Genomic DNA, 12,900 nt, shown 5'->3' on the forward strand with positions numbered 1-12,900 from the left:
AAAGCGTACTTAGCTAAAATCTTCGGGTTCTTTGAGGAGGCCTATGCCTGCTGGTAGGAGTATTGGTAGGAAGGGTTGGAAACAGTAGCGTTGGCATATGTTGTGTATTATCTCCTATATGAATAGTAATGGATTCTTCTTCTTGAGGTGAGACTACCTTTTCTTCCTCAAGTTGTGAATGTTCTACCTCATTTAATAGTGGAGCTGAAGATTCACTATGATGGGTAGTACTTGTAGGATTTGTAGGATTTGTGGGAGCTGTTGATTCTTGATGTGTTACAGGATGTTCTACTGCTGCATGAGGCTGCTGAACAGCATGGACGTCTTTCATAACGAGAATGGGTCGCATCATATCATGATCCTCATGCTCAAGGAAATGACAATGCCACATATAATTCCCGACATGATCTTTCCAATGCATAATAATTTTTGTCACCTTTCCAGCGTCAGCCTTCACCGTGTCCTTCCAACCTCGCTCATAGTCTCTTGGTTCTTCAGGCGGCCCTGTAAATTGTACGATGCCTTCATTTTGATAGATTTCTAAATCAAACGGCCTTCGTTCCAGAATTTTAAATTGAATGAGGTGCAGGTGAATAGGATGGATAAAGGGTGTAGCATTAATAAAGTTCCAGATTTCCACACTATCTAAAGAAGGTTTTTCCGTTGCTGGATCATGGTACATTCGATCATTTAACAGCAACATAGGTCGACCAAACTCATCGGTAGTCGCCGTCAATGGTAGTTGTCTTTCAATATGTGCATGGTGTGGATGTAGATCCATAGAAACGGCAAGTCTTTCTGGAATCTCACTTGTATCTTCACATTTCAAAGGTAAAGTTACTCGAAACTGCATAATCACGTTTGTGTGTTCATCACTGAAATCGGTATCAGTATTAAGTAAGGTAATCTCCTGTCCAGCACAGCTTGAAAAATCGATAATGACATCCGTGCGTTCAGCTGGCAGCAACTCGACAGATTGGATAAGTTGTGGTGCTGATAAGAAACCGCCATCTGTACCAATTTGAAACATTGGTTGATCATTGGAAAGACTGATGACATAGCCTCGTCGATTAGAGCCATTTAGTAAACGAAATCTATATTTACGTGGCTCAACATCTAAAAAAGGCCATAGTTTTCCGTTAACCACTATCGTATTGCCAACAAAGCCTGGTGTGATAGAGGGATGAACAGGCACGGGAAAGGGTGGTTCGTCAGGATAAAACAATGAGCCATCCTCATTAAACGTTTTATCTTGAATTAAAATCGGATATTCATAGTCTCCACATGGTAAATTAGAGCGTTCCTCAAGGGCATCCCTCAGTAAATAAAAGCCTGCTAATCCTGCATATACATTTAAACGTGTTAAAGCCATGGCATGGTCATGATACCACATGGTAGTGCCAGGTTGATGATTCGTATATTCATGTATTTCCTTATTAAACTTTGGACCAGTATGCCGATAGTCTCTTGTGTACCATGCTTCAGGATGGCCATCACTCTGCCAATCCACATTGGCACCATGTAAGTGAGTAACTGTTCTTACTTCTTGTGAATCGTTTGCAGCATGAAGCGTAAAATCTACTGGTAAAAAGTGCTGTAAGGGCAGCTGGTTTTTGTATTTCACATAGATAGTTTTATCTTTAGAAGCTTCTATGGTTGGCCCTGGGTAAAGCCCATTGTAGCCCCAAATTAATGAGTTTGGAAAATGCTTATGAAAACGATGCTGGCCCTCCATCATGACCAATTCGTAATAATCATTCTTCTGTTGCCCTCTGCTGTATTTTGGTTTAGCAATCATTGGTTTTGGAAGTTCATCTACAAATTTTGGAATCGTTGCTGGATCAGAAGGGTTAATTTGCATACTCACAACATCACGTCCCTTTTCGATACTAAAAAAGCTAATTAACTCATCATATGGGTAAAAACAACAGGTAACGAGGACAAAAATGGAGAAAAATGTGTAAAGACATAAAAAAATTACCTACATATTATGATGGGATAAGATGATTCACTTTCAAGCAAACAGATGTAAGATTTTAAAACAATCATCACAAAAGATTTTTGCGTTGTAGGTAATAGTTGGTATCATACGAAAAAGGCGGACTAAGTGAATACATATGTCTTATAATTGAGAAAGCACAAAGTAAACTGGATGATATGGGGTATGGAGAAGTGGTGAGACGGTGGAATTAACATTAGAAGAATTAAATAAAACGATAATGGAGATGCGCACAAAGGGGTATTTAACGAAAGCACTAAAGCTTGCTGATCAAGGTCTTTTAGTCGCATTAGAGAGCAATAACTATCCATATGTCATGGATTTGTACTATCAAAAAATATTAGTTCATCATTCTTTAGGTGACACATTAAGCATGGTTAATCTTATTCATGATTATGAGGCCATTTGTCAAAATTATGGTACGACAAAAGATTTAATGCATTATCATTTAGTAATGTCATTAATCTATGATTTAGTTGGCATCCGTGAAAAAACGGTGGAGATGACGAAAAAATCTATCGCCTATGCACAGGAGCTTCAAGATCCTGTCATGCTTGTTCGCTGTCATAATAATCTGTGCTATTTAGAGGTAGAGAAGGGCTGTACAAAGGAAGCACTTCAAGCAGGGCTATTAGCTAGAGAATATAATAAATCTCTTGCTAGAACAATGCCTGATCTAGCAAAATTACATGATATTCGTATTAATAATAATTTAGCAGATGTGTATATTTTAGAAGGGGATTTTAAAAAGGGGAAGGCATTGCTGGACAGTACGTTATCCTCTACTATTATTCATCATCATAAACGAGAAAAAGTAGCGGCATTGTTTGGCTACGGTTTTTTATTTGAAAAACAGCAAAAGCTTGAAGAAGCTGTATTTTATTATAAACAAGCCATAGATCTTGCCCGATCTTATGGAGATAAGCCAATTACAAAAAAAGTGATGCGCTTACTGTTAAATGTATTGTATCAATTGGATTGGCGAGATGAAATTTTTGATGTACAGCGTGAATATATTGATCTCTCGGAAAAAATGAGTGTTGCAAATTTATTACAACAAGTAATGAACTTAGAATTTAAGCGTCAAAAGGAAAAGCTTGAGAAAAAAGCACATTATGATCCATTAACAGGCGTTTTAAATCGACATTTTTTAGACTGTGAGCTACAGGAATGGCTCAATGCAGCCGAAATAACGCAATCCTATGTATGTATTACGGTTTTGGATGTCGATTATTTTAAACTATTTAACGACACGCATGGTCATTTATTTGGAGATATGATTTTACAGCTTTTAGCTAACAGCTTGAAGGATTTTTTACAGGATGAAGATGTGGAAATTATTCGTTATGGCGGAGATGAATTCATCCTTTGTTTTAGGCATTCTCAGAAGGACTATATCAAAACATTGGTCCATAACACACATGTCTATTTGCTCTCACTAAAGCTCGAACAGGAACAGCAAAGTTATCCCTTAAGGGTCAGTATGGGTGCTTGTGTGAATAATCAGAAAAACTATCAATACAAGGAGCTATTTGAGCAAGCGGATAGCTGTTTATACCAAGCAAAGGCGAATGGCCGTGCTAGCTGTGTGCTATACGAATTATCATAATGACAGGTTCCTATTTACATAGTTAAATAGGAATTTTTCTTATGATAGGACCATGTTTTTTATGCCCAAAACGAGGCTTCTAAGAGGTGAAATGAAATTTACTGTAGTCATTGTTTGAAAACGTTGTTCTAGCAACGTACAATATATGAAATTAAGAAACACGACAGCACAAAATTGTTGTATAATGTTGTGGTATGAGGAAAGAAAGCAGGTTGACAAAATGGAAAGCAAAATGAATGGTTACACAGTTATAGACACACACATGCATCAGCTATGTGTTATGCCAAAACAGCTCGATGTGAAACATAAGGTGAATAGATGAAAAACTGGTTAATTTTCATTTCTGTCTTTATTGTTTCGTTGTCACTTGTCATTAGTATTTTAGTACTCTGGAAAGCCGAGGCTCCGTTCCGTTCAATTGAAGAGCAGGCTGAACAGTTGGCACTCGATGCCAAAGCCCTCGCAATTGTATCGGAGTCCTACACATATAATGGCAAACATTCGTATGTTACTGTGTTCGGGGTAGACGAATACGGTGATAAAAAAGCTGTCTTTGTTCCGACGAATCTAGACGAGGATTCCATTCAGGAAGTGATATTAGAAGATGGTATTACGGAAAAGCAAGCATTATCGGTTTTTAAAAATGAAGGAAATGTACAAAAAGTCCTCCACATGAAATTAGGCTATGAGGAGCCTGGCGCAGTTTGGGAAATTACATATCTGAACGACCACGACCAGCTCAACTATGTCTATATTCTGTTTAAGGATGGCGACTGGTGGAAGCGCATTACGAATTTATAAGAGGAGTAGATCCCGAATGAAAAATTTATTAGCAACACGTGTAAAAACTTTAACACCATCTTCAACATTAGCGATTACTGCAAAAGCAAAAGCATTGAAAGAGCAAGGTATTGATGTGATTGGTCTTGGAGCTGGTGAACCAGACTTTAATACACCTCAAAATATTTTAAATGCTGCCATTGATTCAATGGAGAAAGGGTATACAAAATATACACCTGCTGGCGGACTTCCAGTTCTGAAAAAAGCCATTATTGATAAGCTTCAACGCGACAATAACCTTACCTATCAGCCAAATGAAATCATTGTTGGTGTAGGGGCAAAGCATATTTTATACACGCTATTCCAAGTGATTTTAAATGAAGGCGACGAGGTTATTATTCCAATTCCTTATTGGGTGTCTTATCCAGAACAAGTGAAATTAGCTGGCGGCGTACCAGTTTATGTTGAAGGTACACGTGAACAAAGCTATAAAATTACAGCGGATCAACTGAGAGCAGCTGTGACAGACAAGACAAAAGCAGTGATTATTAATTCTCCTAGTAACCCATCAGGCATGATTTATTCTCGTGAAGAGCTTGCAGAACTTGCTGCTGTTGCAGAAGAAAAAGATATTTTAATCGTGTCAGATGAAATTTATGAGAAGCTTGTATACAATGGTATTGAGCATTTTTCAATTGCACAACTTTCTGATGCAGTGAAAGCACGTACAATCGTTGTAAATGGTGTGGCAAAATCTCACTCTATGACAGGCTGGCGTATTGGATATGCTGCAGGTGACACAGACATTATTAAAGCAATGACTGACCTTGCATCACACTCAACATCTAATGCGACAACAACAGCACAATATGCAACTGTGGAGGCGTATAATGGCTCTCAGGATGCGGTAGAGGAAATGCGTCAGGCATTTGAATCTCGTCTTGAAAAAATTTACCCACAGTTAAGTGCTATTCCTGGCTTCCATGTATTAAAGCCACAGGGTGCATTCTACCTATTACCAGACGTAGCAGAAGCTATGGCTCACACTGGCTATGATTCAGTAGATGCATTTGCTGCGGATATTTTAACAGAAGCAAACGTAGCAGTGATTCCAGGCTCTGGCTTCGGTACACCAACTACTATGCGATTATCTTATGCTACATCTTTAGACTTATTAGAAGAGGCAGTCCGTCGTATTGATACATTCGTAAAATCAAAATGGCAAGACTAATCCTTCTAGTCAACTTTGGAGGATTTCTATGAAAAAAATTATGATTAAAGATATGCCACAGCATATCGGTGAAACAGTCAAAATTGGCGCTTGGTTAGCCAATAAACGTTCAAGTGGAAAAATCGCGTTCCTACAGCTACGTGATGGCTCTGGCTTTGTACAGGGCGTTGTAGTGAAAGAAGAAGTAGGCGAAGAAATTTTTGCTACGGCAAAAGGGATGACGCAAGAAACTTCTATGTATGTGATTGGTGAGGTGAAAGCTGACGAACGTTCAAGCTTTGGCTGTGAGCTTGCTATAACTGGTATCGAGGTACTACATGCAGCAACAGATTTCCCAATCACACCAAAAGAACATGGTCCAGAATTTTTAATGGATAACCGTCATTTATGGCTGCGCTCTCGTAAACAACATGCCATTATGAAAATTCGTAATGAAATTATTCGCGCTACATACGAATTTTTTAATAACAACGGTTTTACAAAAATGGACCCACCAATTTTAACAGGTTCTGCGCCTGAAGGTACTTCAGAGCTGTTCCATACAAAATATTTTGATGAAGATGCTTATCTATCTCAATCTGGTCAGCTTTACATGGAAGCTGCTGCGATGGCTTTAGGAAAAGTCTTCTCATTCGGTCCAACTTTCCGTGCTGAAAAATCTAAGACTCGTCGTCATTTAATCGAGTTTTGGATGATTGAGCCTGAAATGGCATTCGTAGAATTTGAAGAAAATTTAGAAGTACAAGAGCAATATGTAGCGCACATCGTACAATCTGTACTTGAAAACTGCAAATTAGATCTAGAGCGACTTGGCCGTGATACATCAACACTTGAAAACATTAAAGCGCCATTCCCTCGAATTTCTTATGATGATGCGATTAAGCTTTTACACGAACAAGGCTTCGACGATATTGAGTGGGGCGATGATTTTGGTGCGCCTCATGAAACAGCGATTGCGAATTCATTTGACAAACCAGTATTTATTACTTGTTACCCAGTAGGTATTAAACCGTTCTATATGCAACCACACCCAGATCGTGATGATGTTGTATTATGTGCAGATTTAATTGCACCAGAGGGTTACGGAGAAATTATTGGTGGTTCAGAGCGAATCCATGACTACGATTTATTAAAATCACGTCTGGAAGAGCATAACCTATCATTAGATGCCTATGCTTGGTATTTGGAGCTTCGCAAACATGGCTCTGTCCCACATTCAGGTTTTGGTCTAGGGTTAGAGCGAACTGTAGCATGGATTTCAGGCACAGAGCATATCCGTGAAACAATTCCATTCCCACGTTTACTAAACCGCTTATATCCATAAGCTAATCAATTTAAAAGTCGCGTAGTGAACTATCTACGCGGCTTTTCTACTTACTTAAAGAAGGAGTCTGGAGAATAATGAACGTAAATAATCATCGACTCCGTACATGGACTGAGCAGAGAATGATTCCCATTCCACAGCTTTTTTTTCAGTTTTATAAGGAGTTAAACATGGAGGATGAAGAAGCACTGATTGTCATGCACTTATTGGCCTTTCATATGGAGGAGAATGACTTCCCAACACCTAATGATTTAAAAAATCGTCTCACAATGTCTGATAATGACATCACATCCCGTTTACAGCGATTAATGCAGAAGGGTTTTCTTGAAATTACACGAGATGTCGACGCGGGTGGCAAGCTATATGAAAAGTATTCCGTATACCCGCTATGGGAGCGCATTTTACAGATGATTGATATGAAAGAGCAGCAACAAACGGCAGTGACACTTCAGCAAGAAGAAGGGGAGATATTCCGTCTTTTTGAAGAGGAAATGGGGCGTCTTTTATCTCCTTTAGAACTTGAAAAAATTGGATGCTGGCTTGATGAGGACAAGCATAGTCCCGCACTCATCAAAGAGGCGCTAAAGGAGGCTGTCTTTGCTGGGAAATTGAGTATTCGCTATATTGATCGCATTTTATTAGAATGGAAAAAGAAAAATATTACGACACCTCAAGCCGCACAAAAGCAAAGTGAACAGTTCCGTGAGAAACAGACATTTAACAGAGCACCAGCTCGAACAGTTCAACAAGAAACGCAATCAACGGGTAGAGTTCCTTTTTATAATTGGTTGGAAGAAAGAGAATAGGGGGCATCCAGTTTGTTAACGAAAAAACAGTGGGAGCATTGTCTAGAAGAAATGGATCGAATGTTTCCCGACGCACATTGTGAGCTCGTCCATGACAATGCTTTTGAGCTAACGATTGCCACATTATTATCTGCACAATGTACAGATGTACTAGTCAATAAAGTAACGAAAACCTTATTTCAAAAATATAAAACACCAGAAGATTATTTAGCTGTTTCTATAGAGGAATTGCAACAGGATATTCGCTCTATTGGCCTTTATCGCAATAAGGCGAAGAACATTCAGGCTCTATGTCAACGTTTACTAGATGAGTACGGTGGCGAAATCCCTGCAACACGTGAAGCATTGGTGACATTACCAGGTGTAGGTCGAAAAACGGCCAATGTTGTGCTTTCAGTAGCCTTCGATATTCCAGCACTTGCAGTGGATACCCATGTGGAGCGAGTATCCAAACGCCTAGGGCTCTGTCGATGGAAAGATTCGGTGCTTGAAGTGGAAGAAACGATTATGAAGAAAACGCCAATGGACAAATGGTCAAAAACGCATCACCAATTAATTTTCTTTGGACGTTATCATTGTAAGGCACAAAATCCTGGATGTGGTACTTGCCCTTTACTCGACGATTGTCGTGAAGGGCAAAAGCGTTTAAAGAAAGGCATGGTGAAGGAAGCATGAATAGTGAAGCCATTGCAAAAGAAAAAGTAGATGCATGGTTTGCCCAATGGACTTCACTACAAGCCGCTATCCATACAGCACATGATGCAAGAAATGGACTGGTAAAAGGGCTAATGGAAGATGCCATCGAGCTATTTGAACAACTTGTGCAAGCTGCAGGCGATGAAGTGCTACCGATTAATGGGGTTGAGCGATTAGCCTTTATTAAAGCTAAGCCAGGTCAATATGCATGCTATCGTCAACTAGATGAGCTATTTAAAGAAACGAAAAAGCGCACAGCACGACTGCGGATTCAAGCTAGTAAAAGTTAGAGTGGATGGATAGAGTATAAAAAGTGGATAGGACATGTAAAGGGAAGGATAGAACGCGAAAAGTGGCGAATAGACCTTGTAGAGTGAAGGATAGACCGTCAAAACTGACGGATAGCCTCCTCAAAGCCCTTCATCAATAAAAAAACCGAGAAGCAGTGAATGAACTGCTTCTCGGTTTTTTTCTTTATTCTGAGCTTTGGTCTTCTTCATTTGGGTTGGTAGGCTCGGTAGGAGGTGTTGGCTGCTGATTTCCATCATTATTGCCATTGTTTCCACCATTGCCGTTATTTCCATGCCCGTTATTACCATTATTATTGTTGTTATTACCGTTGTCGCCATTACCATTATTGTTATTACCTTGATCATTATCCTCTTGACCAGGATCAATCGGTAAATCAATATCTGGTTCATCTGGATCTTCCGTTTCCAAATCTTCCTCAGGGGTACTTGTGATCTGGAATGTAGTTGTCCCAGGCTCACTGCGTGTGCCATCTACAATGGCTACGACAGAGATTGTATAGTTACCATCTTCAAGTGTGTTAGCAACAGTTAGGCCTTTGGTGTCTGCTGTGCCAAGGACAACCGTTTCTCCACCTTCACGTGTGGCAGAAACTTCAAATGAAGTTGGTAATGGTTCATCGGTTTCTGGATTTAGGATGGCATCATGTTCCCAAGAAATATTGATCGACTGTGCTCCTAAATCTAAGTTTGCTGAAACATTATAAGGTGTAGATAGCTCTGGCGCCTCATAGACCTCAGAAACCTCTGTTGGTTCAGTCCCGCGAACGAATAACTCTGTTTGACGTAGTTCGCTAGGTGTATAGTCACTTGCCAATCTTAAAGGTTTAGAGCCTACTTCCACCGTTGCTTCTACAACAGTACTTGGCTTTTTGAAGCTAGCTGTCTCAACATTCGCTGAAATTTCTTGCATAATCGTCTTAAATAAGTTTTGTGGTAATCGACGTTCTTCCCACGTTGTAATTGGATCAAAGTGTTTTTCATAGCCACTCCATATAGCGATGGAATAGTTAGTTGTGTAACCAGCAAACCATGAATCTGGCACACTTGTATTCGGTAAATTATATTTGTTAAAGTCTTCTGCTGAATAGTTAGTTGTACCTGTTTTACCTGCGATATCCAAGCCAGGCACATTGGCTGCAGTTCCTGAGGCATCAGGCTTATTGCCGACTACATCACGTAGCATGTCTGTTACCATGTAAGCCGTATAATCATTCATAGCCACTTTAGACTCAGGTGTATAGTTTTTAGACGTTTTACCATCTCGATAGACAATTTTTGTAATCGAATGTGGATCTGTATAGACCCCGTTATTACCGAAAGCAGCATAGGAAGCTGCCATTTGAATAGGAGAGATAGTAATAGCACCACCGCCAATTGCATCGGACTCATAGAGATTTTCTGTTTCAATTCCTAAACGTCCAACAAATTCCTTGGCTTTTTCTGTGCCAACCTCCTGTAATGCTTTGACAGCTGGAACGTTCCGTGAAGCATATAATGCTTTACGTGCAGTCATGGCACCCATATATCTGCCATCCCAGTTTGTGATTGTTTGCTTTGTACCTGTATAGTTCATTGGTTCGTCGACAAGTGTTTGACCTGTAGACCATTTTAAATATTCAATTGCTGGCCCATAGTCGACTAACGGTTTCATTGTGGAACCTGGTTGATTATTTGTTAAGTCCTCGGCATAATTCCAGCCACGTTCTGCACCATATTTACGACCGCCACCAACGGCTTGAATGGCACCTGTTTTTGTATCAACGACCGCCACACCTGACTGAATATCTTCAGTTGGGAAATTACTATCATCATTCATCACATTTTCTACAACTTGTTGAGCATTTGGATCAAGCGTCGTATAGACTTTGATTCCTTCTGCCATTGCCGAACCGTCACCATTATTTTCTAATTCATTAATAACAATATCCAGGAAGGCATCATATTTGGAACCTGCAAATGATTGACGTGTTGCATCATCCGCTAAACCTGATTGAACTTCTGCTTTTTTGGCTTCTTCCATTTCGGCTTTAGAAATTTTTCCGTGTTGATACATTAATCCTAAAACGGTATTACGTCGTTTTTTTGCAAGCTCAGGGTTTTTTAATGGATTATACGCATTTGGTCGTTGCACTAACCCTGCTAATAGTGCTTCTTCATCTAATGTTAAATCTTTTAATTCTTTACCATAGAAATATTGTGCGGCTGTGCCGAAGCCATAGATACGACCTGACATAAGCATTTTGTTGAAGTACATTTCAAAAATTTCTTCTTTCGTATACTTACGCTCTAATTGGAAGGCAAGCCATGCTTCCTGTGCTTTACGCTTTAATTTCTTCTCGTTTTGTAAAAATGAGTTTTTGACTACTTGCTGTGTTAAAGTTGATGCACCTTGCGCACCAAAGCCATCACGGAAGTTTGCAAGGATTGCACCGCCTAGACGATAAAAATCCATACCATGATGCTCAAAAAAGCGTACATCTTCAGTAGCCAGAATAGCATTGATCATATCTTCAGGTATATCTTCATATTTTATATATTTACGGTTTTCAGCACCGATTGTTGCAAATAATTCACCGTTTTTATCGTAGAACTCTGAAGAAACAGGATCTTTTAGTAATTCTTCATCGAGCTCTGGAGCCGTGCTTGCATAGAAGGCAAATAATGCACCTCCTCCAATTAAGCCTGCTACACCGATGGCTAAGACAGTTAAGAAAATGCGTTTAAACCATGTCTTAGCGGATGAGGCTGGTTTCGTTTTTTTCTTTTTATTTTTTTCAGCGAGAGCTTTTTGATGCTCTCCACGTGTTCGACGACGTTCAGTCATTCTTATTTCTCCTCACTTTCAGACCCGTAGCATTTTGCATCAATCAATTGTTGGATGATAGGTAAATAATCGATACGCGGATAATAGCTCGTGGGAATTTCATATGCCTCTTCTTCGATGATCGAAAAGGGTATCGATTTACGATTGCCATTTTCCATTGCTTGCCAGGCCTTTTGTAAAACTTTGTATGGCACAATAAAATATCGCTCAAAAGCAGAAAAACGAACGATAATAAAAGCCACACCATTTTGTTCCGTCACTTGCTGCATATGTGTCATTTGATGCTCATGAATATTTTTTAAGGGGAAACTTGTTTTGGAAGCCGTTTCCTTTGCATCAAAATCTATATAATGCCCATTCCAAACACCATTGTAGTCGGTTGTAGAGGGTGTTCGAAAATAAGCTTCACGAATGACAGCAGCACTTCGTGAAGGGTACTCTACTTTGACGATTTGCACAGGAACAGGTTTCTTATGAATGATAGCAAGTCGCCTTTTTATATAATAGTCGTTTGCTTCATTAATTTCATCTTCTAGCGTCTTCCCGCGATTACTAAAAGATAAATCTTTGCTTTTGCTCTTTTTTTCTGTTTTCTGTACAGAAGCATTTGGGGTATACAATTTCCCGTTTGGATAACGAATTGTCATTAAACTCACCCTTTACCTTACTGCTTTTCTATCCACTAGTTTACCATGTTTTAATAGCTGTTCTCTACCTCCATCATTCATGAAATTGTTACTAGAATAGTAGAAAACAAATGGTACGTATGAATAATGTGCGTCGAAAAATCGCCAGCTTTATTATTACTAGAATCGTCAAAATAACTGATAAATTTAAATAGGTCATTGGGATGAAAATATACTCACACAGCAACCTTTCATTCATGACGATTTTTTTGGTCAGAGGTTCACTATTAAAATTTTATCGAAAATCTTCTTCTTTCAGCTAACTTACGCTTATTTTGTCACGCCTGAAGGTAATTCTATACATACGAGGAATACTAAAGTAAAGCAAAGGAGGCGTTATTTTGAACAAGTTAGAACAATTAGTTGCGCAGTTAGATCTGGTCAATCAATTACTTTTCACGAGAGTGTCATTGGAAAACAATGCTCACAGTTTGCATTTTTTTATGCAACTTAAAGCGGTTAGCCAGAAAGTAAGCTTAGCAGAAAAGAACTGGCAAGTAAAGAATGCTTGTTCGCCTATTAGTAGTGAAAAATCATAGACTTTGGTACACTTATCTTATAAGCAATTGAACTAACGCAATAGCATGAAAATTGATACATTATTTTCCATAAAGGTGTGGTAAATAGGTGTCAT

Annotated in this window: 11 protein-coding genes; 8 read left to right on the forward strand and 3 right to left on the reverse strand. The window is 39.2% G+C overall.

The features are described 5' to 3' along the window. Positions 1-13 precede the first annotated feature (13 nt). Complete coding sequence (locus VK91_RS01060; protein ID WP_048390486.1) at positions 14-1,861, reverse strand: multicopper oxidase family protein; 1,848 nt, start codon at positions 1,859-1,861, stop codon at positions 14-16. 322 nt (positions 1,862-2,183) lie between these two features. Between VK91_RS01060 and VK91_RS01065 the strand changes: the two genes are divergently transcribed. The 7 genes from VK91_RS01065 (at position 2,184) to VK91_RS01095 (ending at position 8,735) form a co-directional block, all read left to right on the forward strand. After that, positions 2,184-3,608: a tetratricopeptide repeat-containing diguanylate cyclase gene (locus tag VK91_RS01065; protein ID WP_048389967.1), complete on the forward strand. Its 1,425-nt coding sequence runs from the start codon at positions 2,184-2,186 to the stop codon at positions 3,606-3,608. Between the two features lie 318 nt (positions 3,609-3,926). Beyond that, a complete protein-coding gene (locus tag VK91_RS01070; RefSeq protein ID WP_048389969.1) occupies positions 3,927-4,409 on the forward strand; it encodes a DUF5590 domain-containing protein in 483 nt (160 codons plus the stop codon). Positions 4,410-4,425: 16 nt separating this feature from the next. After that, positions 4,426-5,619, forward strand: a complete 1,194-nt coding sequence (locus VK91_RS01075) for a pyridoxal phosphate-dependent aminotransferase (RefSeq protein ID WP_048389971.1) — start codon at positions 4,426-4,428, stop codon at positions 5,617-5,619. Between the two features lie 28 nt (positions 5,620-5,647). After that, entirely contained in the window at positions 5,648-6,943 is a 1,296-nt protein-coding gene (gene asnS / locus VK91_RS01080; protein WP_048389973.1) for an asparagine--tRNA ligase, read from the forward strand. A 77-nt stretch (positions 6,944-7,020) separates the two neighbouring features. Beyond that, a complete protein-coding gene (locus VK91_RS01085; protein ID WP_016994290.1) occupies positions 7,021-7,749 on the forward strand; it encodes a DnaD domain-containing protein in 729 nt (242 codons plus the stop codon). A gap of 12 nt (positions 7,750-7,761) precedes the next feature. Next, positions 7,762-8,424, forward strand: a complete 663-nt coding sequence (gene nth / locus VK91_RS01090) for an endonuclease III (RefSeq protein WP_048389975.1) — start codon at positions 7,762-7,764, stop codon at positions 8,422-8,424. Then, positions 8,421-8,735: a YpoC family protein gene (locus tag VK91_RS01095; RefSeq protein WP_048389977.1), complete on the forward strand. Its 315-nt coding sequence runs from the start codon at positions 8,421-8,423 to the stop codon at positions 8,733-8,735. Before nth ends, VK91_RS01095 begins: the two co-directional genes overlap by 4 nt. Before the next feature lie 184 nt (positions 8,736-8,919). Here VK91_RS01095 and VK91_RS01100 read toward each other — a convergent pair whose 3' ends face one another. Together VK91_RS01100 and recU are read right to left on the reverse strand one after the other, a co-directional pair. Further along, positions 8,920-11,580 carry a penicillin-binding protein 1A gene (locus VK91_RS01100; RefSeq protein ID WP_048389979.1) on the reverse strand — a complete coding sequence of 887 codons (2,661 nt, stop codon included), beginning with the start codon at positions 11,578-11,580 and terminating at the stop codon, positions 8,920-8,922. Positions 11,581-11,582: 2 nt separating this feature from the next. Next, positions 11,583-12,227, reverse strand: coding sequence for a Holliday junction resolvase RecU (gene recU, locus VK91_RS01105; protein ID WP_048389981.1), 645 nt, complete (start codon positions 12,225-12,227; stop codon positions 11,583-11,585). A 380-nt stretch (positions 12,228-12,607) separates the two neighbouring features. On the opposite strand from recU, the gene VK91_RS01110 reads away from it, so the two are divergent. Then, positions 12,608-12,805 carry a hypothetical protein gene (locus VK91_RS01110; RefSeq protein WP_004225568.1) on the forward strand — a complete coding sequence of 66 codons (198 nt, stop codon included), beginning with the start codon at positions 12,608-12,610 and terminating at the stop codon, positions 12,803-12,805. The last annotated feature ends 95 nt before the right edge of the window (positions 12,806-12,900 follow it).

This window comes from Lysinibacillus sp. LK3, assembly GCF_001043675.1.
GTDB classification, from domain to species: Bacteria; Bacillota; Bacilli; order Bacillales_A; family Planococcaceae; genus Lysinibacillus; species Lysinibacillus capsici.

Excerpts from the sequence above, each read along its gene's own strand:
- VK91_RS01060 (WP_048390486.1), bottom strand. The coding sequence starts at position 1,861 with ATGCAAATTAACCCTTCTGATCCAGCAACGATTCCAAAATTTGTAGAT.
- VK91_RS01070 (WP_048389969.1), top strand. The coding sequence starts at position 3,927 with ATGAAAAACTGGTTAATTTTCATTTCTGTCTTTATTGTTTCGTTGTCA.
- VK91_RS01075 (WP_048389971.1), top strand. The coding sequence starts at position 4,426 with ATGAAAAATTTATTAGCAACACGTGTAAAAACTTTAACACCATCTTCA.
- asnS (WP_048389973.1), top strand. The coding sequence starts at position 5,648 with ATGAAAAAAATTATGATTAAAGATATGCCACAGCATATCGGTGAAACA.
- VK91_RS01085 (WP_016994290.1), top strand. The coding sequence starts at position 7,021 with ATGAACGTAAATAATCATCGACTCCGTACATGGACTGAGCAGAGAATG.
- VK91_RS01095 (WP_048389977.1), top strand. The coding sequence starts at position 8,421 with ATGAATAGTGAAGCCATTGCAAAAGAAAAAGTAGATGCATGGTTTGCC.
- VK91_RS01100 (WP_048389979.1), bottom strand. The coding sequence starts at position 11,580 with ATGACTGAACGTCGTCGAACACGTGGAGAGCATCAAAAAGCTCTCGCT.
- recU (WP_048389981.1), bottom strand. The coding sequence starts at position 12,227 with ATGACAATTCGTTATCCAAACGGGAAATTGTATACCCCAAATGCTTCT.